Source organism: Fibrivirga algicola, assembly GCF_011742925.1.
Classification (GTDB): Bacteria; Bacteroidota; Bacteroidia; order Cytophagales; family Spirosomataceae; genus Fibrella; species Fibrella algicola.
This window is the reverse complement of sequence record NZ_WAEL01000002.1, coordinates 566814-593033: the sequence shown is the minus strand read 5'-3', so window position 1 is coordinate 593033 and position 26220 is coordinate 566814. Positions and strand designations below refer to the sequence as shown.

General features: G+C 55.8%; 14 protein-coding genes. All 14 read left to right on the top strand.

Features of this window, described 5'->3' with window-relative positions:
• Positions 1–40 precede the first annotated feature (40 nt).
• The 14 genes from F7231_RS07640 (at position 41) to F7231_RS07575 (ending at position 26149) form a co-directional block, all read left to right on the top strand.
• The gene (locus F7231_RS07640; RefSeq protein WP_166691468.1) at positions 41–1369 is read left to right on the top strand and encodes a rhamnogalacturonan acetylesterase; all 1329 of its coding nucleotides are present in this window, start codon (positions 41–43) and stop codon (positions 1367–1369) included.
• Between the two features lie 86 nt (positions 1370–1455).
• On the top strand, positions 1456–2841 hold the full coding sequence (locus F7231_RS07635; RefSeq protein ID WP_166691467.1) for an arylsulfatase: 1386 nt from the start codon (positions 1456–1458) through the stop codon (positions 2839–2841).
• On the top strand, positions 2838–4703 hold the full coding sequence (locus F7231_RS07630) for a rhamnogalacturonan lyase (protein ID WP_166691466.1): 1866 nt from the start codon (positions 2838–2840) through the stop codon (positions 4701–4703). The genes F7231_RS07635 and F7231_RS07630 overlap by 4 nt, the downstream gene beginning before the upstream one ends.
• 172 nt (positions 4704–4875) lie before the next feature.
• Complete coding sequence (locus F7231_RS07625) at positions 4876–5664, top strand: rhamnogalacturonan acetylesterase (RefSeq protein ID WP_166691465.1); 789 nt, start codon at positions 4876–4878, stop codon at positions 5662–5664.
• A gap of 301 nt (positions 5665–5965) precedes the next feature.
• Entirely contained in the window at positions 5966–8083 is a 2118-nt protein-coding gene (locus tag F7231_RS07620; RefSeq protein ID WP_166691464.1) for a bifunctional aldolase/short-chain dehydrogenase, read from the top strand.
• An 18-nt stretch (positions 8084–8101) separates the two neighbouring features.
• Positions 8102–9328 (top strand): oligogalacturonate lyase family protein, encoded by a 1227-nt coding sequence (locus F7231_RS07615; protein ID WP_166691463.1) that lies wholly within the window; start codon positions 8102–8104, stop codon positions 9326–9328.
• Position 9329: 1 nt separating this feature from the next.
• The gene (locus tag F7231_RS07610; protein WP_229369713.1) at positions 9330–12353 is read left to right on the top strand and encodes a glycoside hydrolase family 2 protein; all 3024 of its coding nucleotides are present in this window, start codon (positions 9330–9332) and stop codon (positions 12351–12353) included.
• 31 nt (positions 12354–12384) lie between these two features.
• Complete coding sequence (locus F7231_RS07605) at positions 12385–13527, top strand: glycoside hydrolase family 88/105 protein (RefSeq protein ID WP_166691462.1); 1143 nt, start codon at positions 12385–12387, stop codon at positions 13525–13527.
• Positions 13528–13718: 191 nt separating this feature from the next.
• Positions 13719–16574, top strand: coding sequence for a glycosyl hydrolase (locus F7231_RS07600; protein WP_166691461.1), 2856 nt, complete (start codon positions 13719–13721; stop codon positions 16572–16574).
• A gap of 88 nt (positions 16575–16662) precedes the next feature.
• Complete coding sequence (gene rhaM / locus F7231_RS07595) at positions 16663–16977, top strand: L-rhamnose mutarotase (protein WP_085412105.1); 315 nt, start codon at positions 16663–16665, stop codon at positions 16975–16977.
• A gap of 97 nt (positions 16978–17074) precedes the next feature.
• On the top strand, positions 17075–18436 hold the full coding sequence (locus F7231_RS07590; protein WP_085412106.1) for a Gfo/Idh/MocA family protein: 1362 nt from the start codon (positions 17075–17077) through the stop codon (positions 18434–18436).
• Between the two features lie 162 nt (positions 18437–18598).
• A complete protein-coding gene (locus F7231_RS07585) occupies positions 18599–21502 on the top strand; it encodes an exo-beta-1,4-galactosidase (protein WP_166691460.1) in 2904 nt (967 codons plus the stop codon).
• A 68-nt stretch (positions 21503–21570) separates the two neighbouring features.
• On the top strand, positions 21571–23445 hold the full coding sequence (locus tag F7231_RS07580; RefSeq protein ID WP_166691459.1) for a rhamnogalacturonan lyase: 1875 nt from the start codon (positions 21571–21573) through the stop codon (positions 23443–23445).
• 169 nt (positions 23446–23614) lie between these two features.
• Entirely contained in the window at positions 23615–26149 is a 2535-nt protein-coding gene (locus F7231_RS07575; RefSeq protein WP_166691458.1) for a glycoside hydrolase family 95 protein, read from the top strand.
• Positions 26150–26220 lie beyond the last annotated feature (71 nt).

Sequence of the window (26220 nt, the reverse complement as noted above, 5' to 3'; positions counted from 1 at the left end):
CGTCGTCGTCATTCGCCACAGGTGTGTAGCCCCCCAACCCATGAAGAAACGATTCATAACCACCTGCCTGTATTGCCTGACAATGGCGGCGGCACTGGCCCAAACTCCAGCCAGCTACAAGTTTGATTTCGGGTCGGGGAAAGTGGCCAAGGGCTACACCGCCGTGTTACCTACTACGCAATACTCGAAGGAACTGGGCTACGGTTTTACGAAGGAAGCGCAGCTCACCACTGTTGATCGGGGTGGTCGGAATGCGCTAACGAGTGATTACTGTACCAGTGATAAGCCGTTTTATTTCACCGTCGACATACCTGAAGGCAACTACGACGTGACCGTTACGCTGGGCGATGAGTCCGGGGAATCGGCTACGATGGTGCGGGCTGAGTCTCGGCGGTTGATGACCGGGCAGATCGTGACGAAAGCGGGGCAGTTCGAGGTCCGTACGTTTACCGTTAACGTTAGAACGCCGAAAATCAACGACCAGCAGAATGTTCGGTTAAAACCACGCGAACGGGGCTACCTAAACTGGGATAATCAACTGACGCTGGAATTCAACGGCCCAAGTCCAAAAGTGTGTGCCGTGGAGATCCGCCGAAATGACAAGGCCACGAACGTTTTTCTGGCGGGCAACTCCACCGTTGTCGATCAGGATCGTGAGCCCTGGGCCGCCTGGGGACAGATGATTCCACGCTTCTTCAAGTCGGGGAAAATTGCCATTGCCAACCATGCCGAGTCGGGCGAGGCGCTGAAAAGCTTCGTCAGCGAGAAACGGCTGGAGAAGATCGTGAGCCTGATGAAACCCGGCGACTACCTGTTCATCGAGTTTGCGCATAACGACCAGAAGCAGGGCAGCGCGCACGTCGAGCCGTTCACGACCTACAAAGAGCAGTTGACACTCTATATCAGCGAAGCCCGTAAAAAAGGAGGTATTCCGGTGCTAGTTACCTCGATGCACCGCCGCAGCTTCGACTCCACCGGCCACATCACCAACACGCTAGGCGATTACCCCGAAGCCATGCGGCAGACCGCCCGCGAAGAAAACGTGGCCCTGATCGATCTGAACGCGATGAGCAAAACATTGTACGAAAGCTGGGGCCCCGAAACCTCGCTGAAAGCCTTCGTGCATTACCCCGCCAACTCGTTCCCTGGTCAGACAGAAGCGCTGAAAGACAACACCCATTTCAGCACCTACGGCGCTTACGAAATCGCCCGTTGCATTGCCGAAGGGATCAAGACGAACGTACCTGAACTGGCTAAATCGCTGCTGACCGATCTAGGTACGTTCAACCCCGCCCAGCCTGACCCGCTGGCCACCTGGAACTGGCCACTGAGCCCGATGATCACCGCTGTTAAACCGGATGGGAATTGAGGGTGATTTCCTGTAATGCCGAAGCTCCAGCTTCGGTAGTGACTGACAGGCTTAGACTACTGAAGCTGGAGCTTCGGCATTACAATATGAAAAAATACCTCCTCCTTTTCCTACTAATAACCATCTGTATCGCGGCCGTTCGGTTTCAACCGGTGGCGAAAAAACCTAACGTCATCTTCATTCTGGCTGATGATATGGGATATGGCGATCTTGGCTGTTTTGGGCAGAAAATGATTCAGACGCCTAACATCGACCAGTTGGCAAAAGACGGGATGCGCTTTACGCAGGCATATGCAGGTACATCCGTTTGCTCGCCGTCGCGGAGTTCGCTGATGACGGGGCAGCATACCGGGCATACGTACATTCGGGGTAATTATGGTCCGAATCGGAGCCGCGTGTCGTATCCCGACAGCATTTTTACCATGGCTGAATTGTTCAAGGCGCAGGGCTACGCCACGGGCATTTTCGGGAAATGGGGGCTGGGCACCAAAGGCTCAACCGGCACGCCCAACAAGCAGGGATTCGATGAATTTGCCGGCTACCTCGACCAGAACCACGCCCACGATTATTACACTGACCACCTTGACCTGAACGAATCCGTGGTGCAACTGCCCGCAAATAGCGGGGGTAAAAAAGGTATCTATACTGCCGACTGGTGCTTCGATAAGCTGAAATCCTTTGTGCAGGGCCACACCGAACAACCGTTCTTTATCTTCTTCGCTACCACGCTGCCGCACGATAAATACCAGCTCGCCGTGAAGCCGCAGTACGCCAACAAAGACTGGCCCGAAGGGGAGAAAATCTACGCGTCCATGGTGACGCACCTCGATCAGCAGGTAGGCGAGTTGCGCAAACTGCTTAAACAGCTGAAGCTGGATGATAATACGCTGATCGTTTTCACTAGCGACAACGGCCCTGCTACGCTAGCTAGCAGCACTGATAGTCCGGCGTTTGACGCGGCCTTTTTCAACAGTTCGGGTGGGCTGCGTGGCATCAAGCGCGAGATGTACGAAGGTGGCTTGCGTGAGCCGATGATCGTCAGTTGGCCGAACCATATCAAGGCGGGCACAACCAACACGTACCCGGTCGCTTTCTGGGATTTCATGCCCACGTTTGCGGCTCTGACCGGCTACAAAAAGCCAATAACGACCGATGGCCTGTCTATACTTCCGATGCTGACCGGCGGCAAGATGGCGACCCAACCCGGCCGGCCACTGTATTGGGAGTTTCACCTCGAAGACAGCAAGGTAGGCGATATGAAGCAGGCTGTGCGCTGGAACAACTGGAAAGCCGTTCGCAACAGCGTCAGCCAACCCGTCGAGCTGTATGACCTGAGCCGCGATGAGCAGGAAAAGACCAACCGGGCCGCTTCGGAGCCAAAACTGGTACAGCAACTGACCACCCTGATGCAGCAGGCGCACCGTGAATCGAGCTACTGGCCGGTACCGGGCATACAAACTACACAACGATGAAAAACTTGAGAAAACACGTACTCATAATCGCCTGCCTGTTGCTGATCGGCGGGCCGAGTAACGCTCAGCGGCTGATGGAAAACCTGAGCCGGGGCGTAGTGGCCATTAATCAGGGCGGCGGAAAGGTATACGTTGGCTGGCGGTTGCTGGGTACCGAACCCGCTGACATTGCGTTCAATCTGTACCGGACCACGGGCAGCGGCAAGGCAGTGAAATTGAACAGCCAGCCGATTACCCAAAGCACCAACTTCGTCGATCAGGGCGTTGACCTGAGTCAGACGGTCAAGTACGTGGTGAAAGCAGTATTAAAGGGCAAGGAACAGCCCGCCGGTGAACCGTTTACGCTTGTCGCCAACATACCTGCGCAGCCATACCTGACCATTCCGCTGCAAACGCTCGTTGGCTACACGCCCAACGATGCGTCGGCGGCGGATCTGGATGGCGACGGTAACTACGACCTCGTGCTGCACCAAACCGGAAGGGGTCGTGACAACGGCTCGGCGGGGATGAGCGACGCGCCCATTCTGGAGGGTTACAAGCTGGATGGTACGTTGCTCTGGCGCATCAACCTCGGTAAGAATATCCGCGAAGGAGCGCATTACACGCAGTTCATGGTCTACGATCTCGACGGCGACGGTCGGGCCGAGGTAGCCTGCAAAACCGCCGACGGTACCATCGATGGACAAGGCAAGGTAATTGGCGATTCAACGAAACACTGGGTACGTGCCGATGGTAAAATTCTGGATGGTCCCGAGTATTTCACCATTTTCGACGGAAAAACGGGCGCGGCGCTGGCCACTACCGATTACATTCCCTCGCGCTACCCGACTGATGGCTGGGGCGGCATTGGTGGCAACGGCGGCACCGACAACAACGGCAACCGCGTCGACCGGTTTCTGGCCTGCGTGGCGTATCTCGATGGCAAACTACCGAGCGTAGTCATGTGTCGGGGGTATTATGGCCGCACTGTACTAGCCGCCTGGGACTGGCGCGGGGGCAAACTGACGTCTCGCTGGGTGTTCGATTCAAAAGACAAACCCGGCTTTTCGGGCATGGGCAACCACAACCTGACCGTTACGGACGTCGATGCGGATGGGAAAGACGAGATCGTGTACGGCTCCATGGTAGTCGATGATACGGGGCAGGGTCTGTTCACGACCAAGCTCCGCCACGGCGATGCGCTCCACGTCACTGACCTCGATCCGTCGCGGCCGGGTCTGGAAGCCTGGGGGATTCATGAGAATGAAGAAAAAGTAGAAGGCTACGAAAACGGCTACGGCGCAGCCCTCTACGATGCCCGAAGCGGCGCGATTATCTGGGGTATGTTCCCCGGTAAAGACGTCGGGCGCGGCGTGGCGGCTGATATTGACGCGGAAAATCCCGGCGGCGAAATGTGGTGGTCAGGCAGCGATGGGTTGTACGATGTGAAGGGCAAACGCATTGGCAGCAGTCCACCGTCGACGAATTTCCTGTGCTGGTGGGATGGCGACCTGACCCGTGAATTGCTCGACGGCAATCATATCGATAAATACCAGAACGGTGCCCCGGCCACCCGGCTGCTCACCGCCACCGATTGTTCCTCGAATAACGGGTCTAAATCGACGCCTACGCTCAGCGCTGACCTCTTTGGCGACTGGCGCGAAGAGGTCATCTTCCGAACCAACGACAACAAGAGCCTACGCATCTACACCACGACCATCCCGACGGAACACCGTCTGTACACGCTCATGCATGACCCGCAATACCGCCTAAGCATCGCCTGGCAAAACGTTGGCTACAATCAGCCGCCCCACACCAGTTTCCACATCGGCGCAGGCATGAAAACGCCGCCGAGACCGAACATTGTAGCGACGTTGAGATGAGTTGCTTTTTTGCGCTAGGCCCTTCTACAGGCTCAGGGTGACATCAATCTCAGGTACGTTGATGACGATCTTGAGTGGGATTGTCACCCTGAGCCTGTAGAAGGGCCTAGCGTAAGCAACCTTTTAATAAACCAACCCCCGACATACCCAATCAAATCAATCAAAAATCAACATGAAAACATACCTAAAACTGACCCTATTTGCCCTTGTCGCTTTCGCTGGGATCGCGGCGATGCAGGCACCGCGCCCAACGCTGTATATCATTGGTGACTCTACCGTTCGGAATGGCTCCGGAAAAGGGTCAGATGGCCTTTGGGGATGGGGTAGCCTGATTCCCGCGCACTTCGATACGACGCGCATCCACATTGAAAACCACGCCATTGGCGGGCGCAGCAGCCGCACGTTCCTGACCGAAGGTCGGTGGGACAAGATCATGGACCGGCTGGCTCCCGGCGATTTTGTCATCATGCAGTTTGGGCATAACGATGGTGGCGCCATCAACGACAGCACCCGCGCCCGTGGGTCGATCAAAGGCATGGGCGACGAAACGCAGGAAATTGACAACATGATGACCAAAAAGCACGAAGTCGTGCATTCGTTTGGCTGGTACATGAAGAAATACATCGCCGATACGAAGGCAAAAGGCGCTACGCCGATCGTGTGTTCGCTGGTGCCACGCAACGTCTGGAAAGGAGGAAAAGTGGAACGCGGATCGAGCAGCTACGGAAAATGGGCCGCTGAGTCAGCTACGGTGGGTGGCGCATTTTTCATCGATCTGAATGAGATTATCGCGAAGAAATACGAAGCCGGTTACGATGAAGCCAAACTGAAAGCCGACTTCTTCCCCGGTGATCATACGCACACCAATTACAACGGTGCCAAATACAACGCCGCCGCCGTGGTGGAAGGCCTTCAGCAATTGAAAGACTGTAAGCTAAACCAGTATGTGGTGAAGTTGTAGTTGAGGCTTGCGCTGAGTAAGACGCTTTATTGCTCTAGGCCCTGCGCCTGTCGGGGATCGCGGCGGCGAACCGGCCTGGTCGAAGGGCCTGGCGTCAGCAATACACGACAACGCGAAGCCAGCATACCGCGTGAGTAACACACTCATCTTTTCCGCGAAGAGCAGGAGAGTTCAGGAGGCATGTGTCAACTGGATCGACCTATTTTACCAGCTTGCCAGCCCGTTGTTAGCGACACATGACAGTGACTAACGCGGATCAGCTGACTTTGCCTTCCTAAAACGCCTTTAACCTGCGAATCCAATGACGCCTACTCAAACCTTCCGACATGTCAGCTACCTCTGGGACGATGCAAAAGTGGCTGAATTAGCCGCCAGTGAATCGAATCAACGCGAGGTAGACCTGTTCATCTACCGGTCAAATCTGCTTGGTGCCGACCTGCGTCTGACGAATTATGCCGGTGGCAACACGTCAGTGAAGCTGATGGAAACCAACCCGCTGACCGGCGATCCGGTGGAGGTAATGTGGGTAAAAGGGTCAGGCGGTGACATCGGGACGCTCACCAGAAAAGGCTGCGCCAACCTGTACGTCGATCGGCTGCATGCCATCAAAAAGCGGTATCGGGGACTGGCGTTTGAAGACGAAATGGTGGCCTTGTTCACGCATTGCCTCTTCGACCCGACCTGCGCGGCTCCGTCTATCGATACACCGTTGCACGGGTTATTGCCATTCAAACATATCGACCACCTGCACCCTGATGCGCTGATTGCCATTGCCGCCAGCCGCGATGGTGAAGCGATCATGCGCGAGATCTGGGGTGATACCATGGCCTGGCTTCCGTGGCAGCGTCCGGGCTTCGATCTGGGCCTGAAACTGGAAGAAACGGTGAAACAAAATCCGAATTTGCGGGGCGTCATTCTCGGCGGACATGGCCTGTTTACCTGGGGTGATACCTCGTATGAATCGTACATGAACACGCTTGAAGTCATTGAGCAGGCGTCTGATTACCTCGAACAGCATTACGGTACAAAACGAGCTGTATTTGGCGGCCCGGCCCGCGAGTCAGAGGACGCTCAGGTACGTTACCAGAAAGCGGCCGATCTGATGCCTACCCTGCGCGGACTGGCATCGGGACAGCGGCAGATGATCGGGCATTTCACAGACGATGCCCGCGTGCTTGAATTCGTTAATTCACACGATCTGCCGCGGCTGGCTCAGTTGGGTACGTCCTGCCCCGACCACTTCCTGCGGACAAAAATTCGTCCGTTAGTACTCGACACTGAGCGACTGGCTGCCGATGAACCGACGTACCTGGCTAACGCCTTCGCCGATTATCGGGCCGACTACGCCGCCTACTACGAGCGTAACAAACACCCAAACAGCCCCGCCATCCGCGATGCCAATCCGGTGGTTATTCTGTATCCGGGCGTAGGTATGTTCACCTTTGCCAAAGACAAGCAAACGGCGCGGGTAGCGGCTGAGTTTTATATCAACGCCATCAACGTGATGCGCGGCGCCGAGGCTGTGTCCGACTACGTGGGCCTGCCCGAGCAAGAGGCGTTCGATATTGAATACTGGCTGCTCGAAGAAGCCAAACTTCAGCGGATGCCCAAGCCCAAAGCGTTATCGGGCAAAATTGCGCTCGTCACGGGCAGTGGGGGTGGCATTGGTAAAGCCATCGCCAAAAAAATGGCGGCTGAAGGAGCCTGCGTCATCCTGAACGACATTGACCAGGACCGGCTCGATGCCTCGAAAGCGGAGTTTGTGAAAGCGTTTGGGGCCGATGTGGTAGCAACTACGACGCTTAACGTCACCAACGCTGCGAGCGTCAGTGACGCGTATAAAGCGGCCTGTTTGGCCTTTGGGGGTGTCGATATCGTAGTCAATAATGCGGGGATCAGCATTTCGCGGTCTATCGCCGAGCATACTATCGAAGAGTGGGACCTGCTGTACGATATTCTGGTGAAAGGGCAGTTTATGGTCACCCAGGCAGCCGTAGCCATCATGCGGAAACAGAAACTGGGCGGTGATATCATCAACATCGTGTCGAAAAATGCGCTGGTAGCCGGACCCAACAACGCGGGTTACGGCTCGGCTAAAGCGGCACAACTGCACCTGAGCCGCCTCAACGCGGCCGAACTGGGCGGCGATCATATCCGGGTCAATACGGTGAATCCCGACGCCGTAATTTCCGACTCCAACATCTGGGCGGGCGGCTGGGCCGAAGGTCGGGCTAAAGCGTATGGTATTACGGTGGCCGAACTGCCTACTTATTACGCCAAACGCACCCTGCTGAACGAGATCATTCTGCCCGACGATATCGCCAACGCCTGTTTCGCCTTTGTGGGCGGCCTGCTCGCCAAGTCGACCGGTAACGTGCTGAATGTGGATGGCGGCGTAGCGATGGCCTTTGTGCGTTGATTTCCAGACAATCCGGTCATGAACTCGACAGTATCAATTAGCCTGCTCACCAGTACATTGGCGCTAGTGGGCCACTGCGTTCAGGCGCAGCCCCGACTGGAAACCGGCTCGCAAAAGCCGATGCCTACGGAATGGATCGACAAGGACACAGGGCATAAGGTCGTCCGGCTGTCGCGGCAGGAGGGGGCCAATGAAAGTTTCTACTTTCACAACAACCCCTTCGTAAAGCAGCGGACCAATGAGGGCGACAAAATGGTGTTTTACAATACTACGCCCAAAGGCAGGCAGTTGAACGCCCTTAACCTGAAAACGTTACAGACCGAACCGCTTAGCAGTCCGGTTGGTCGGGCCAGCGGTGAACTGGTGGCTCCGAAAGGGCGCGAGGTGTTCTACCAGCGTCAGGACAGCGTTTTTGCCACGCATATCGACACGAAGAAAACGCGGCTGATCTTCGTCTTTCCGGCCGACTTCAAAGCGACCATCTCTACGCTCAACGCCGACGAGACCATGCTGGCCGGGTCGCGTGGGGGAGAGGCCGCCCGTGAAATCCTGCGGCAGTATCCTGAGAAGAAAGATTTCTTTCCCCGCATTTTTGCCGCCAAAGTGCCGCACGAACTGTTCACGATCAATGTCAGGACAGGTACGTTAAAAACGATTCATCAGGAAAATACCTGGCTGGGTCACGTGCAGTTTTCGCCAACGAACCCCGACCTGCTAATGTTCTGCCATGAAGGGCCGTGGCATCTGGTCGACCGCATCTGGCACATCAGCCTCAGCACCGGGGCGGTGAAAGTCATGCACAAGCGAACCGTAGACGGCGAAATTGCGGGCCATGAGTTCTTCAGCCGCGATGGCAAAACGATCTGGTTCGACCTGCAAAAACCACGGAGTACCACTTTCTACCTGGCGGGTGCCGACGTGGTGACGGGTGCGGAAAAACTGTACGAAATGACCCGCGACGAGTGGTCGATTCACTTCAACATCTCGCCCGACCAAACGCTCTTCGCCGGTGACGGTGGCGATCCGGGTCAGGTGGCGAAAGCGAAAGACGGCATGTGGATCTACCTGTTCCGGCCCGAAGGCGACCGGTTCAAGTCGGAGCGACTGGTCAATATGAAGCAGCACGGCTATAAACTGGAACCGAACGTACACTTCTCGCCCGATGGGAAATGGATCATCTTCCGGGCCAACTTTGAGGGTAAAAACGAGGTCTACGCCGTTGAAATCGCCAAAACGAACTCGTAATATGACGTTCCGAAATCAACCGGGCTCGTGGGTCATCCTGCTTTTGTTCTGGAGCATCGCCCTGCGCGTTATGGCTGCTCCACCTACTAGTCCGCGGGTGAAATACAATGCCAACGCCAACTGGAAAGTCTTTGTTGGTGATCCCGCCGGGGCGGAAGCCAGTGCGTTCGACGATGCATCCTGGAAAACCGTGACCCTGCCCTGGGCCTGGAATGAGGACGAAGCCTTCCGAAAGGACATTCACGATCTGTCGACGGGTATTGCCTGGTATCGCAAACACGTTAGTCTGCCTGCTACCGACGCGGGTAAGACTGTCTTTCTGGAGTTTGAGGGCGTTCGGCAGGGCGGTGAAGTGTATGTAAACGGCCAGTTTGTGGGGCGGCACGAAAACGGCGCGATGGCCTTCGGCTTCAACATAACGAAGCTGCTGAAGCCCGCACCCCAGCAAAACGTGGTGGCCGTTCGTACCGATAATGCTTGGGATTATCGGGAGAAGGCAACGAACCAGACCTATCAGTGGAATAACAAAAACTTCAACGCCAACTACGGAGGCATTTCCAAAAACGTGTATCTGCACGTCACAGAGCCGATTTACCAGACGTTACCCCTGTTCTCGACGCTGGGTACAACGGGCGTATACATTGCCGCACAGGAATTTGACATTCCCGGCAAAAAAGCGACCATTACTGCCGAATCGCAGGTGAAGAACGAATCGGTAGCGGCGCAGACGTTCACCTATGAAGTAACCGTAGAGGAACTGAACGGGAAACTGGTGAAGACATTCACTGGTGAAAAAATGACCCTGCAACCGGGCGAAACGAACGTGGTACGGGCCAGCAGCCGCCTTGATGGCCTTCATTTCTGGAGCTGGGGATTTGGCTATCTGTACAATGTGTACACCACGCTCCGGGTAAATGGCAAGGCCACCGACGTGGTGCATACCCGCACGGGCTTCCGCAAGACGGAGTTTGGAAATGGCATGGTGAAGCTCAACGACCGAGTGATCCAGTTCAAAGGCTACGCCCAGCGCACAAGCAACGAATGGCCCGCCGTAGGCATGTCGTTGCCGGCCTGGCTGAGCGACTACAGCAACCGGCTGATGACCGAAAGCAACGCCAATCTGGTGCGCTGGATGCACATTACCCCCTGGAAGCAGGACGTGGAATCGTGCGACCGGGTTGGGCTGATGCAGGCGATGCCCGCCGGCGATGCAGAAAGCGACGTGACTGGTCGGCGATGGGAGCAGCGTAAAGAACTCATGCGCGATGCCATCGTTTACAACCGCAACAACCCCAGTATCATCTTCTACGAATCGGGTAACGAGTCGATTCGTGAGGAGCATATGCAGGAAATGCTGGCCTTGCGCAGGCAGTATGACCCAAACGGTGGTCGGGCAATCGGCTCCCGCGAGATGCTGGATAGCCACGTGGCCGAGTATGGCGGCGAGATGTTGTACATCAATAAGAGCGCGAAACACCCGATGTGGGCGATGGAGTATTCCCGCGATGAAGGGTTGCGTAAATACTGGGACGAGTTTTCGCCTCCTTACCACAAAGACGGCGATGGTCCGCTCTACAACAAGGCCGACGCCAGCGTGTATAACCGCAATCAGGATACGCACGCCCGTGAAGACGTGATCCGCTGGTTCGATTACTGGCAGGAGCGGCCAGGAACCGGTAAGCGCGTAAACTCTGGCGGCGTGAACATCATTTTCTCCGATTCAAATACGCATTTCCGGGGCGCAGAGAACTACCGGCGTAGTGGTGAAGTAGATGCACTACGGGTGACCAAAGACGGGTTTTATGCCCATCAGGTCATGTGGGACGGTTGGGTAGACACCGAGAGGTCACGCACGCACCTGATGGGCCACTGGAATTACAAAGCAGGGGTTACCAAGCCTGTTTTTGTGGTGTCGAACGGCGATAAGGTCGAGCTATTTGTCAATGGAAAATCGCTGGGGTTTGGCCGGCAGAGCCACCGGTTCCTCTTCACGTTTGATGCGGTAAGCTGGCAATCAGGCACGATCCGCGCTGTCAGTTACGATGCTGCTGGAAAACAGGTAAGCGAGTCGATGCACAAAACAGCCGGAGAGCCGGTTGCCCTTAAACTAACCGCGATTACCCATCCGGGTGGCATACAAGCAACCGGAGCCGACCTGGTTTTGGTGCAGGTAGAGGTCGTTGACGCAGCCGGGAACCGTTGCCCAACGGCGCTCAATATGATCGACTTCTCGCTCAACGGCCCGGCAGAGTGGCGGGGTGGCCTGGCTCAGGGGCCAGATAACTACATTCTGGCTCGCAGTCTGCCGGTAGAAGGTGGCGTGAACCGGATTCTGATCCGACCCACCACGCAGGCGGGTGTTATAACGGTAAACGCGCTGTCGGCTGGCCTGAAAGCTGCCTCGCTGACGCTGACATCGAAACCTGTGCCGGTACAAAACGGGCTGACTTGGCTGCTGCCCGGCTCTGATTTGCCCGTTAACGTAAGCCGTGGCCCAACCCCCGTCGGCCCTTCGTTTATTGCCTCACGAACGACCGTGGCTATTGTGAAAGCAACGGCCGGTGCCAACCAGGATAAAGCCGCTATGACCTACGACGACAACGAATTGTCGGACTGGAAGAGCGATGGTAAACTGGCCTCGGCCTGGATCGAATACGAACTGGAGCGTCCGGCCGCCGTCAGCGAACTGGCTGTGAAGTTCACCAACTGGCGTTCCAGTAAACTGCCGATTCGTATTTCGGTGGACGGTCAGGAAGCCTACCGCGACACGACACAGGGTAATCTGGGCTATTACACGATGACGTTCCCGGCCCGCACTGGTAAGGTGGTACGCCTTGAACTGATTGGGGCGAGCACCAGTCGGGATGCGTTCGGGATCGTGGAGATTACCGGCCAAAAAGACCCGGCCGCTGGTCAGAACGAGCGAACCGCCACGTTGGGGATCGTTGAAGCCGAGATCTACGAAAAGCCCGTGCCGGCCAGATCAGCTCAGCGGACCTCAGGAGTAGGTACTCGTATGAAGTAGTATTTATCGCTTTACAGATTATCGAATACAAATGAAAAATACCCTCTCGTTTGCCAGCCGGGCACTTCTTGTCGGATGGCTCGTAGCAACAACCCTAACGGTCGACGCGCAGAAACTACCCGCTAAAAAGGAAATTCTCCAGAAAATGACGCTGGCCAATGACTACTTCATGGCGAAGTGGCCCGATACCGGTAAAGAAATCGTAACCAATAAAACCCGCCCCAGCAACATCTGGACACGGGCCGTGTATTACGAAGGGCTGATGGCGCTGTATGAAACCGATAAGCAAAAGCGCTATTACGACTACGCTGTTGACTGGGGCGTGGCGCACAAGTGGGGTATGCGGAGCGGCATCAAAACCCGCAACGCCGATGACCAGTGCTGCGGCCAGACCTACATCGACCTCTACCTGATCGATAAGCAGCCGCAACGGATTCACGACATCAAAGCGTCGATCGACAGCATGGTGGCCAGCCCGAAAGTGGATGACTGGAACTGGATCGATGCGCTGCAAATGGCCATGCCGGTGTTTGCCAAGCTGGGTGTGATCTACAAGAATCCGGCTTACTACGAGAAAATGTACCAGATCTACATGTACTCGAAAACGAAGCACGGTGGTAATGGCCTTTACAACCCGAAAGATGGTTTGTGGTGGCGCGACAAGGATTTTGTGCCCCCTTACAAAGAGCCCAACGGTGAAGACTGCTACTGGTCGCGGGGCAATGGCTGGGTTGTAGCGGCGCTGGTGAAAGTGCTCGACATTATGCCGAAAGATGCGCCCCACCGCGCCGAGTACCAGCAAATGTACCTGGACATGATGAAGGCGCTGGCACCATTACAACGCCCGGACGGCTACTGGAACGTTAGTTTGCACGATCCAACCAATTACGGGGGTAAAGAAATGACCGGCACTGCTCTATTTGTGTACGGCATGGCCTGGGGCATGCGCAACGGTCTACTCGATAAGAAGGTGTACGCGCCTATCGTAGCTAAAGGCTGGAACGCCATGGCAACCGAAAGCGTAGATACCGATGGCCGCTTAGGCTGGGTGCAGGGAACGGGTAAAGAGCCAAAAGAAGGTCAGCCGGTAACGTTTACGAGTAAACCCGATTTTGAAGATTATGGCCTAGGCTGCTTCCTGCTCGCCGGTGCCGAAGTGTATAAACTGAAGTAGAGTAAGGTGTTGGCTGCTGTGCAGCGCTGTCGCGTTGTTCGCTCCGCGCTTTAGTGTTGCTGATGTGCCTTATTTTCGCCAGTCCTGAGCCTGTCGGAGGGCTAGGTGTTAGTCCACTAGCATGCAAAGCCTTACGGCGCGAAGCAACTCTACCCGGCAAAGCCAATACTGCCTAACTATTCCTGACCGAAATGAAAAAATACACAGTTCCTGGCCTTCTTTTAACGGCGTTACTGACGGCTGGACAGACTGCTTACAGTCAGCCGAAATGGCCGACCATCACGCAGCAAGCCAAACCTTGGACGCGCTGGTGGTGGATGGGCAGTGCCGTGAATGATGCCGACCTGACACGCCTGATGGAGAAATACCAGAAAGCGGGCCTAGGTGGGGTTGAAATCACCCCGATCTACGGCGTGAAAGGCGAAGAGAAGCAGTTTATCAGTTTTCTGTCGCCGAAATGGATGGATCGTCTCACGCACACGCTGACTGAGGCGCAGCGGCTGGGTATGGGCGTCGATCTGGCGCAGGCGTCGGGCTGGCCATTTGGTGGTCCGTGGGTGACGCCGGAAGATGCCTGCAAATACGTGGCCTATAACAGCTACACCGTAAAGGGCGGCGAGTCGTTGAAGGAGCCTGTGAGCTACATGCAGAAGCCGTTGATGCGTGTAGTGGGTGAACCGATCGACATCAAAAAGCTAATTGACCCGATCGCGAAAAACCCGGATCTGCAGTTGCACGCTTTCGATCAGGTACGTTTCGAGAAGCCGCTGCCGCTGCAAAGCCTGATGGCCTATCCTGACAAGGGCGAGCCTGTTGAGCTGACCAACCGCGTTGATAAGTCAGGTACGTTAAACTGGGTGGCTCCGGAAGGAAAGTGGACGCTGTTCGCCGTTTTTGAAGGCTGGCACGGCAAGCAGGTCGAGCGGGCTGGTCCCGGCGGCGAGGGCGACGTGATTGACCATTTTTCGAAAACCGCTACTGACCATTACCTGCAGCGGTTCGATCAGGCGTTTAAAGGCTACAACCTGAAATCGCTGCGGGCGTTCTTCAACGATTCATACGAAGTAGATGACGCCTCGGGCGAGGGCAACTGGACGCCAAACATGTTTGCTGAATTCAGCAAGCGGCGCGGCTACGACCTGAAGGCACATCTGCCCGCCCTGTTTGGCAAAGACACCGACGAAACGAACAAGCGCGTGCTGAGTGATTACCGCGAAACCATTTCGGAGTTGCTGCTCGAAAACTATACCAAAACCTGGAGCACCTGGGCGAAGGGCAAAGGCAAGCTGATTCGGAATCAGGCGCACGGTTCGCCCGCCAACATCCTTGATCTGTACGCAATCACTGATATTCCTGAGATTGAAGGAACGGAACTGCTCCGAATCAAATTTGCCTCGTCGGCGGCGCACGTGATGGGCAAACAACTGGCTTCGTCGGAGTCGGCGACCTGGGATAACGAACATTTTCTGTCGAAGCTGAGCGACATCAAAAAAGACATGGATCGCTTCCTGCTGGGCGGCGTGAACCACACGTTTTACCACGGCACCAACTACTCGCCCCAAAGCGCTGCCTGGCCGGGCTGGCTGTTCTACGCGGCCGTGCACTTCAACCCCAACAACAGCTTCTGGACTGACTTTAGCCAGTTGAACACCTACGTAGCGCGTTGTCAGTCGTTTTTGCAGGCTGGCAAACCCGACAACGACGTGCTGGTATACCTGCCAATCTACGACGCCTACACCCGTCCCGGCAAAGTACTCCTGCAACATTTCGACGGGATCGACCACGGGTTCAAAGGGCTGCCGGTAGAGGAACAGACCGAATCGATGCTGGAGAAAGGATACGCGTTCGACTTCATCTCCGATAAGCAACTGCTCGGCGTAACCACGACAGGCGGCAAGCTGCAAACCGGAGGCGTTGCCTACAAAACAATTTTAGTGCCTGAAGCGAAGTACATGCCGCTGGGTACGTTCCAGCAGTTGGTGAAACTGGCAACGAGTGGCGCAACGGTCATTTTTGCGGGTGGTATGCCCGAAGATGTGAACGGTATGGGTAACCTGGAGGCGCGGCGGGCTACGTTCAAAAACCTGCTGGCCAGCCTGAAATTTGCCAATCAGAAAGGCGTTGAACGCGCTGCTGTTGGCAAAGGCGCAATCCTGACCGGCAAGAAAGCCGATCAGCTTTTGTCGGCTGCTGGCGTTAACCGCGAACTGATGATCGATAAAGGATTGCAGTGTATTCGTCGGGCTACCAAAACCGGGCATTACTACTTCATTGCCAACTGGGGCGAAAAAGCCATCGATGGCTGGGTGCCGTTGCAGGCAACGGCGAAATCGGCGGCGTTGTACAACCCGATGACAGGTAAAACCGGCATGGCCTCGTTCCGGAAGGTTGGTGATGCCGTGGCAGGTAGCAGCGAAGTGTACCTGCAACTGGCCCCCGGCGAGTCGTGCATGCTGGACCTGACCCAAACCGCCGTGAGTGGCCCTACCTACGCCTACCGGAAAGCAACCGGCCCCGCCCAGCCGATCACCGGCAACTGGACCATCAACTTTGTGAAAGGAGGGCCCGAACTGCCCAAACCAGTGCAAACAACGGATCTCGGCTCGTGGACGAAGCTGGAAGGTGATGCCGTAAAAAAATTCTCGGGCACCGCTACTTATTCGATCACGTTTTCGATGCCAGCAGGCATGGCGAATGACTACCTGCTCGATCTGGGCGGTGTGGCCGAAAGTGCGCAGGTGCAGTTGAACGGGATAAACCTGGGTACGTTGCTCGGTCCGGTGTATCAGGTAACTGTGCCGAAACAGGCGATGAAAGCGACCAATACGCTGGTTGTAACTGTCTCGAACAGCATGGCGAACCGCATTATCGACATGGACAAGAACCGCCTGGTCTGGAAGAAATTCTACAACATCAACATGTCGGCTCGTCTGAAAGAGAACCGGGGAGCCGACGGCAACTTCACCGCAGAAAACTGGGACCTGAAATCATCGGGTTTACTAGGCCCGGTGACGATTACGCCGGTTGGTGAGGTGTCGGTAAAGTAGTAACTGGTTCAATTGATATGCTAGGTAGGTTGCTTACGCGTAACCCTTCGACTAGGCGTCCCCGACAGGCAAAAACAAAACCACAGGAATGGAAGAAATAGCTTTTACTATGCAATTGAAGCCCGGCGTTGTGGCGGAGTACAAACGCCGGCATGATGAAATTTGGCCGGAACTGTCGGCCGCTTTGACGGAAGCCGGCATCCGGGATTACTCGATCTACCTTGATCCGGCGTCGGGTACGTTGTTCGCCGTGCAGAAGCGCTTACCGGGCCATACGGCCGATGCCCTGCCCGAACTGCCCGTCATGAAACGCTGGTGGGCCTACATGGCCGATCTGATGGACACCAACCCGGATAACTCGCCCGTTGCCAACCCATTGGAGCCGATCTTTCACGCCGACTAGACGACAAGCTAAGCAGGTAGGTACGGGAAGGTTGAGCAGTTTGGAAAATTAAATTTGTAGGGCGTTTAATCCCATTTATTGATCTGCTCATTCCTTTATGTCGACCGAAAACCTTAGCCGTAGAAATTTCATTCAGCAGTCAGCCGTAGCCACGGCAGGCCTGATTTCCGCCAGTAGCCTGGCAGCCATAGCCGCGTCAATTGATCCTAAATCGGCGGTTAAACGCCGGGTCGCCATGGTTGGTACCGGTCACCGGGGCACCAGCATGTGGGGCGTGCCGGTCGCTAAGGAGTTTGGCGATGTGATTGAGTTCGTCGGGCTCTGCGACAAGAACCCCGGTCGGGCCGAAACAGCGCGCAAGATGCTGAACGTAACCTGCCCGCTTTATACCGATTTCGACAAGATGATGAAAGAGGCGAAACCCGACCTGCTCATCGTGACAACGGTCGACGCTACGCACGATCAGTTCATCATCAAAGGCATGGAAATGGGCGCGGACATCATCACCGAAAAACCGATGACGACCGACGAAAGCAAGTGCAACGCCATTCTGGAAGCCGAGCGCAAAACAGGCAAAAAGGTTACCGTGACGTTCAACTATCGCTATTCGCCGCACCGGCAGAAGTTGTACGAAATTCTCCGCGCCGGCACCATCGGTAAGGTAACGTCGGTTGATTTTCACTGGTACCTCGATGTAAAGCACGGCGCCGATTATTTCCGTCGCTGGCACCGCTTGCGCGAAAACAGCGGCTCGCTTTGGGTACATAAAGCCAGTCACCATTTCGACCTGCTGAACTGGTGGCTCGAATCGGAACCGCAGACGGTCTACGCCCAGGCATCGCTCGATAACTACGGCAAAAACGGTCCGTTCCGGTCGACGAACTGTCGGCCCTGTACGTTCAAAGACAAGTGCTCGTTCTATTACGACATGACCAAAGACAAGCGTCTGATGGCCCTGTACGCCGATAACGAGAAATTCGATGGTTACCTGCGCGACGGCTGCGTCTACAAGGAAGACATCAACATCTTTGACAAGATGGCGGCCACGATCCACTACGCCAACGGTGTAAACGTGGCTTATTCGCTGACAACTTATTCACCCTACGAAGGCTACCGCATTGCGTTCAACGGTACTAAAGGCCGCGTGGAAGCCTGGATCAAAGAAACTGGTGCGATGACGCTGGAGCCGTATGATGAGATTATGATCTCCCATAACTTCGGCAAGATCGAGACGATCCGCGTGCCACAGGCTGAGGGGCATGGCGGCGGTGATGCCCGTCTCCGCGACAAGATTTTCCGGAACCCACAAGCCGTCGATACCTTCCGGCAGTCGGCGGGTAGCCGCGATGGTGCTATGGCCATTCTGGTCGGTATTGCCGCCCGCAAAAGCGTCGATTCCGGCAAACCCATCAACATCGCTGACCTGACCGAGTTGAAACCGCTGGCGGTAAAGGCGTAGGTACGTTGCTAACGTGCGTTTATCCCTTGCGCTTTAAAGGAAGAGTGCCTACTAGCGCACGTTAGCTTCGCATGAGCAATAGTGTAGCGCCAGCAGGTATTCTTTAGGGCGGGGGGCTACTTCTGCTACCACTTTCCGACTCTTTTCACAACTTTCTTCCAAATGCTCAACTCGTTACGAACGCTTTTTCTGATCAGCTGTACCTTGCTTTCGTTCAGCAGTATAGCTGCTCTGTCGCCTATTTCGCTCAGAGGTCAATGGCGATTTCGAACGGATCCGACTGATGTTGGGGTGACCGAAAAATGGTTCGGTACTGCGCTGCCGGAAACCATCAAACTGCCGGGTTCAATGCTTGAAAACGACAAGGGCGACAAGGTGACGCTGAAGACGCAGTGGACGGGTAGCATCTACGATAGCTCATGGTATTTCAACCCGCGTATGGCCCGGTACCGTCAGGCGGATAACCTGAAATTTCCGTTCTGGCTGACACCGGATAAGTATTATGTGGGTGCGGCCTGGTATCAGAAAGACGTCACGATTCCGAAAGCCTGGGCGGGACAACACGTTACGCTGGTGCTCGAGCGGGCGCATACCGAAACCCGCGTCTGGGTAGATGATCGGGAGATTGGCCTGCAAAATAGCATGGTCGTAGCGCACGAATACGACCTCAGCAGTGCTTTGACGCCTGGCAAACATACCATTACCATCCGCATTGATAACCGCATCAAGGAGATCAACGTCGGTAAAGATTCGCATAGCCTGACCGACCATACGCAGGGCAACTGGAACGGCATCGTCGGCAAGCTCGAACTCCGCGCCGAAGCCCCCGTCTGGTTCGACGATGTGCAGGTCTATCCCGATCTGGCTAACAAACGGGCGCGGGTGAAATTGACTATTCATCAGTTGCAGAAGCAGCCGCTGTCGGGAACGATCACGCTGGCGGCGGTAAGTTTCAACACGCCGGTGAAGCAATCCGTGAAGCCAATAATGGTGCCGCTAAAGCTGGATGGCACCGAAAAAGTAGTGGAAGTCGATTTGCCGATGGGGGCAGACTTCCTGACCTGGGATGAGTTCGATCCGGCCCTGTATCGGCTGACGGCCAGCATCAAAACCTCTACTGGTCTGCAAAGCGACCGGCAGGTGTCGTTCGGTATGCGTGAGTTTGGCATCGACGGAACCCGGTTCACCGTCAACGGTCGGCCAACGTTTTTGCGCGGGACGGTGGAGAACTGCCAGTTTCCGCTGACGGGCTATGCGCCGATGGACGTGGCGGCCTGGGTACGTGTCTACAAAATCGCGAAGAAATACGGGTTGAATCACATGCGGTTCCACTCGTACTGTCCACCCGAAGCGGCGTTTGAAGCGGCCGATCTGGTTGGTTTCTACCTGCAACCCGAAGGGCCAAGCTGGGCCAATCACGGTTCGTCGCTCGGCGATGGGCACCCCATCGACAAGTTCATTTACGACGAAACCGACCGGATGGGCAAGGCGTATGGCAACTACGCGTCATACTGCATGCTGGCCTACGGCAACGAGCCACGCGGCGGCAAGCAGGCGCAGTATCTGGCCAAATTCATCAACTACTGGAAGGCGAAAGACCCGCGTCGGAAATACACCGGCGCATCAGTGGCGATGAGCTGGCCGCTGGTGCCCGAAAACGAGTACATGATCAAGTCGGGACCGCGTGGATTACCCTGGAATCAGCTTCCCGAAAGCATGGGCGACTACCGCAGTAAAATCGCTGATTTCAAGGTGCCGTATGTGACGCACGAACTGGGGCAGTGGTGCGTATTCCCGAACTTTAACGAGATCAAAAAATACACGGGTGTGTACAAGGCGAAGAACTTCGAACTCTTCCAGGAAGACCTCGCCGACCGCGGCATGGCCGATCTGGGCGACGATTTCCTGATGGCGACGGGTAAATTGCAGGTGTTGAGTTACAAGACCGAGATGGAAATGGCACTCCGCACGCCGGGTTCTGCTGGTTTTCAGATGCTGTCGTTGAACGATTATTCGGGTCAGGGCACCGCCCTGGTTGGTTTGCTCGATCCGTTCTGGGACGAGAAAGGCTACCTGACCGCTCCGGAGTTTACCCGGTTCTGCGCCCCAACTGTGCTGTTGGCTCGTTTGCCGAAGTTCGTCTATCAGGCGAACGAAGCCCTGCAGGCTGATCTGGAACTGTTCCACTTCGGCAAAGCGCCATTGACGAAAGCGCGCATCAACTGGACGCTGACGGATGCCAAACAGGCCGTAGTGGCCAGCGGTCATTTCGATCAGGCAGCCATTCCCATTGGCAGCAACAACGCGATCGGTAAAATCACGGTGCCGTTGACCGGGCAGACAAAGGCGCAGAAATTAACGCTGACCGCGTCGCTCGCAGGTACGTCGACTACCAATGACTGGGAGATTTGGGTGTATCCGACTACCGTGGCGGAGGCAAAACCCGACGCTATTTACTTCTGTACCGAACTGGATGCCAAAGCCGAGGAAACGCTGAAAAACGGCGGAAAGGTCTTCTTACAGGCGGCTGGTAAAATCGAGAAAGGCAAAGAAGTGGTGCAGCAACTGGCCCCCGTTTTCTGGAATACCTCGTGGTTCAAGATGCGTCCGCCCCACACGCTCGGCTTCCTGGTCGACCCGAAGCATCCCGCCTTCGCCGATTTTCCGACCGAGTACCACAGTAATCTGCAATGGTGGGAAATTGTGAACAAGGCGCAGGTGATGAATCTGGAAGAGTTTCCGCTCTCGTTCCGGCCGCTGGTGCAACCGATCGACACCTGGTTTCTGAACCGTCGCCTGGGCATGATTCTCGAAACGCGTGTCGGTACTGGTAAGCTCATGCTGTGCAGCGCCGACCTGACCAGTAGCCCCGAAAAACGCCCCGTAGCCCGTCAGCTGCTACACAGCCTGACCAACTACATGCAGTCGTCCCGTTTTGATCCGAAAGAATCCGTCGAGCTATCAGTGGTGAAAAAGCTGTTCACAACGCCTTCGCAGGATACGTTCAAGGCCTATACGAAAGACGCACCGGATGAGTTGAAAACGAAAGCACAGTTGAAGTATTGATTGGCGCAGGTACGTGAAAGCAGCACATATGCGAAAGACACTCACCAGGGTAACGACTAGATCATATCATGACGCTTAAAACGCTTTCCCTACTGCTCCTAAGTTGCCTGCTCCCCACGGTAGCCACACTCGCCCAACGCCAGATGGAGCGACTGAACCGAGGCGTGGTAGCTGTTCGGACGAGCGCCGAGGAGGTATACGTGGGTTGGCGGCTGTTTGGGACTGATCCGGCTGACATCGCATTCAACGTGTATCGGGGCAAAACAAGGGTCAACGTATCGCCTATTACCGGTGCCACTAACCTGATCGACAGAACAAGCGCGTCAGGTACGTATACCGTGCGGGCAGTGGTGAACGGCAAGGAGCAGGCTGCTTCGGAAGTGGCGACTGTGTGGGCGAAAAACTACCTGTCGATCCCGATCCAGGCGCCAGCCAGCGGGGCCACGACTGCCGGACAAGCCTACAGCTACGTCGCCAATGATTGCAGTGTGGGTGACCTGGATGGCAACGGCGACTACGAGATTGTGGTGAAGTGGGACCCGTCGAACGCGCAGGACAATTCACGGCCGGGCGTTACCGGAAACGTGTATCTCGATGTCTACAAACTGAACGGTACCCGCCTATGGCGCATCGACCTGGGCCGGAATATCCGGGCGGGAGCGCACTACACGCAGTTTATGGTCTACGATCTGGACAGCGACGGCAAAGCCGAAATCGCCTGCCGAACCGCCGATGGGACTATTGACGGTAAAGGAAAGGTGATCGGGGACGCCAGCGCCGATCATCGGAACGAAAAAGGATTTGTTTTGAAAGGCCCTGAGTTTCTAACCATCTTCAACGGGCAAACGGGCGCAGCCATGGCCAGTACAACGTTCCTGCCTCAGCGCGACCCCGTGGGCGGCGACAACCCCACCGACGAGCAGATGCGGACTACCTGGGGTGACGCCAACGGCAACCGCATTGACCGGTTCATTTCAACTGTGGCGTACCTCGACGGTCAACGCCCCAGTCTTGTTATGGGTCGCGGCTATTACACCCGACTCGTACGCGTAGCCTGGGACTGGCGCAACGGCAAATTGACTCAACGCTGGCTCTTCGACAGTGATTCGTCGCCCGAAAACCGGGCTTATCGGAGTCAGGGTAACCATCAGCTGACCACCGGCGATGTCGATGGTGACGGAAAAGACGAAGTGATCAATGGCTCCAGCGTGATTGACGATGACGGCAAAGGGCTGTATGCTAACGGGCTCGGTCACGGCGATGCATTGCACATGAGCGATATGGACCCCGATCGGCCCGGTCAGGAGGTTTGGCAGTGCCACGAGTCGCCGCGATCGTATGGTGATTATGGCCTTGAGTTTCGTGATGCGAAAACAGGGCAACCACTCTGGGGCGTACCGGGCACTGGCGATATTGGTCGAAGCCTCGCCGCCGATATCGATCCGACGCATAAAGGCTACGAATGCTGGGGAGCTACGGGCGGGCTGTACGACTGCAAAGGCCAGCAGATTGGTACAAAAAAACCGCCCGTCAACTTTGCGATATGGTGGGATGGCGACCTGTCGCGCGAATTGCTCGATGGCCCCCGCGTGAGCAAATGGGACCCGGCAACGAACATGAATAACCGCCTGTTTTCAGCTGCCGACATGGCAGACGGCGTATCGAACAACAGCACCAAAGCGAACCCCGGCGTAACCGCTGACCTGCTCGGCGACTGGCGCGAAGAGATCGTGTACCGCAACAGCACCAGCACAGAACTGCTGCTGTTCACTACAACAGATTTGACAACGACTCGTCTGTTTACGCTCATGCACGATGCGCAATACCGGGTGGCCGTTGCCCACCAGAATTCAGCTTATAACCAACCTCCACACCCCAGTTTTTACCTGGGCACCGATATGGTTATGCCACCGCCCCCCAACATCGTAACGAAAGCGAAATGAGACTAGGTTGCTTCGCATTCAAGTGGGCTGACGCCTATCGATGGACCTACTTCGCGAAGCAAGACAACGCAAAGCCACGAATCACCACCCCAATACAAATCGAGTCCAACTAAGTAAACGCGGCGATACGCAACCCTTTACATTCACAAACTCGATTTCACTTAACTGGATGATACGACTATCACTTTTTGCTTTTCTCCTCATTACGTCGACTGCCTTGTTTGGGCAAAAAACGCAGACACTCTGGTACAAACAACCCGCCCGAAACTGGAACGAGGCCCTGCCAGTTGGTAACGGCCGACTAGGCGTGATGGTGTTTGGGAAGGTAAACGAAGAGTTGCTGCAACTCAACGAAGAAACCCTCTGGTCGGGTGGACCGGTGAACAACAATCCGAATCCGGGTGTCGCCAAATTTCTGCCCGAAGTTCGCGAAGCCCTGTTCCGTGAAGACTACGCCCAGGCCGCCAAACTGACGCAAAAACTTCAGGGACTGTACTCCGATGCTTACCAGCCGCTGGGCGATCTGGTGCTGAAGCAACCGCTGACCGGCACCGCCACGAACTACTACCGTGATCTGGATATTACAAACGCTACGGCCACTACCCGCTTTACAGTCGATGGGGTGACGTACACCCGTGAAATCTTCGTGTCGGCGCCCGATCAGGTGATCGTTGTCCGGTTGACATCGAGCAAAAAGGGAGCACTAAATTTTACGGCCGCTACCCGTAGTCCGCACCCGATCGCGAAAACGGTGCCGGGCCGTGACGAACTGGTGATGCGGGGTAAAGCACCGGCTCACGCTGATCCAAACTACGTCAATTACAACAAGCAAGCCGTGATTTATACCGACAGCGCCGGTTGTAAGGGGATGCGCTTTGATTGGCGGGTGAAAGTGAAATCGACCGATGGACAGGCGTCGACAGACACGGCGGGTATTCGCATTCTGAACGCAACCGAAGCCGTATTGTACGTAACCGCTGCCACCAGCTTCAACGGCTTCGATAAATGCCCCGACAGCGACGGACGCGACGAAAAGAAACTGGCCGAGACGTACCTGAGCAAAGCAATGGCTAAACCAGCAGCCGTGATTCGTCGCGACCACATCGCCGACTACCAGAAGCTGGCCAACCGCATGAGCCTGACCCTCAATGGCGACGCCGCTCCGGTAGACCTTCCGATGGATGAACGCCTGAAACGATACACCGACGGCGCTGCCGATCCGGCATTGGAGAGTCTTTATTTTGCCTTTGGCCGGTATCTGCTTATTTCCAGCTCACGACCCAAAAAGGAAGGCGAACCCGGCGTTCCGGCCAACCTGCAGGGTATCTGGAATCCGATGGTTCGGCCACCGTGGAGCAGCAATTTCACGACCAATATCAACGCGGAGATGAACTACTGGCCCGCTGAGATGGCCAACCTGTCGGCCCTGCATACGCCTCTGCTCGACTGGATTGGCAACATGGCCGCAACCGGTCGTGAAACCACGAAAAATTTCTACAACATGGGCGGATGGACGGTCCACCACAACTCCGATATCTGGGGGCTCTCGAACCCCGTTGGCGATAAAGGAAAAGGCAGTCCGTCATGGGCCAACTGGGCCATGGGCGGCGCATGGCTGAGTCAGCATCTGTGGGATCATTACGCGTATACCGGCGACCGAACGTACCTGAAAGACTACGCTTACCCGCTCATGAAAGGCGCGGCCCAATTCTGTCTCGACTGGCTGGTCGATGACCAAAAAGGTCACTTGGTAACCGCCCCGTCGACCTCGCCCGAAAACGTGTTCATCACGGAGAAAGGCCAGAAAAATTCTGTTTCAGTGGCCACTACGATGGATATGGCCCTGATCTGGGACGTGTTCAGTAACACCATTCAAGCATCGGAGCAGTTGAACGTCGACGCTGCGTTTCGGCAGAAGTTACTCGATGCGAAGAAGAAGCTGTTTCCGCTGCAAATTGGTAAGAGGGGTAACCTGCAGGAATGGTACAAAGACTGGGACGACGAGGACCCACAGCACCGGCACGTATCGCACCTCTACGCCCTGCACCCCGGCCGTGAAGTATCGCCGCTGACTACGCCCGCTCTGGCCAATGCCGCTCGCAGAACGCTCGAAATTCGGGGCGACGATGGAACAGGCTGGAGCAAGTCGTGGAAGATCAATTTCTGGGCCCGGCTGCACGACGGCAATCACGCCTATAAACTCCTGCGCGAACTGATGAAGCTGACGGGCATGGAGGGCACCAACTACAACAAAGGCGGCGGAACGTACCCCAACCTGCTTTGTGCCCACCCGCCGTTTCAGATCGACGGTAATTTTGGCGGCACCTCAGGCATCGGCGAAATGCTGCTACAAAGCCATGATGGTTTACTGAACCTGCTACCCGCCCGCCCCGATGCCTGGTCGTCGGGTGAAGTAAAAGGCCTGAAAGCGCGCGGTGGCTACGAACTGGATATGACCTGGAAAGCCGGTAAACTGACACGCGTTGTTGTGCGCTCAACCCTCGGCGGCAATTGCCGGTTGCGGGTGCCAGGTACGTTGGTCGCAGCCGGATTGAAGTCCGCTACCGGTAGCAACCCGAATCCATTCTACGCCCTACCCGAAAGCAAGTACCGTACCCAAACGCCGGAGACTATTACCAACGGCGTTGCGGTATATGATCTGGCAACCGTAGCAGGGAAGTCGTATGTGCTGCTGGGGAAATAACGTTTTGCTCACGCGGTAGCTGACTGTACTTCGGACTTCAATCCGCACACCTATTACAGAGCAAGGATTGC

Bases quoted from the DNA above. Each gene is read 5' to 3' on its own strand.
- F7231_RS07640 (WP_166691468.1), top strand. From the start codon at position 41: ATGAAGAAACGATTCATAACCACCTGCCTGTATTGCCTGACAATGGCG.
- F7231_RS07635 (WP_166691467.1), top strand. From the start codon at position 1,456: ATGAAAAAATACCTCCTCCTTTTCCTACTAATAACCATCTGTATCGCG.
- F7231_RS07630 (WP_166691466.1), top strand. From the start codon at position 2,838: ATGAAAAACTTGAGAAAACACGTACTCATAATCGCCTGCCTGTTGCTG.
- F7231_RS07625 (WP_166691465.1), top strand. From the start codon at position 4,876: ATGAAAACATACCTAAAACTGACCCTATTTGCCCTTGTCGCTTTCGCT.
- F7231_RS07620 (WP_166691464.1), top strand. From the start codon at position 5,966: ATGACGCCTACTCAAACCTTCCGACATGTCAGCTACCTCTGGGACGAT.
- F7231_RS07615 (WP_166691463.1), top strand. From the start codon at position 8,102: ATGAACTCGACAGTATCAATTAGCCTGCTCACCAGTACATTGGCGCTA.
- F7231_RS07610 (WP_229369713.1), top strand. From the start codon at position 9,330: ATGACGTTCCGAAATCAACCGGGCTCGTGGGTCATCCTGCTTTTGTTC.
- F7231_RS07605 (WP_166691462.1), top strand. From the start codon at position 12,385: ATGAAAAATACCCTCTCGTTTGCCAGCCGGGCACTTCTTGTCGGATGG.
- F7231_RS07600 (WP_166691461.1), top strand. From the start codon at position 13,719: ATGAAAAAATACACAGTTCCTGGCCTTCTTTTAACGGCGTTACTGACG.
- rhaM (WP_085412105.1), top strand. From the start codon at position 16,663: ATGGAAGAAATAGCTTTTACTATGCAATTGAAGCCCGGCGTTGTGGCG.
- F7231_RS07590 (WP_085412106.1), top strand. From the start codon at position 17,075: ATGTCGACCGAAAACCTTAGCCGTAGAAATTTCATTCAGCAGTCAGCC.
- F7231_RS07585 (WP_166691460.1), top strand. From the start codon at position 18,599: ATGCTCAACTCGTTACGAACGCTTTTTCTGATCAGCTGTACCTTGCTT.
- F7231_RS07580 (WP_166691459.1), top strand. From the start codon at position 21,571: ATGACGCTTAAAACGCTTTCCCTACTGCTCCTAAGTTGCCTGCTCCCC.
- F7231_RS07575 (WP_166691458.1), top strand. From the start codon at position 23,615: ATGATACGACTATCACTTTTTGCTTTTCTCCTCATTACGTCGACTGCC.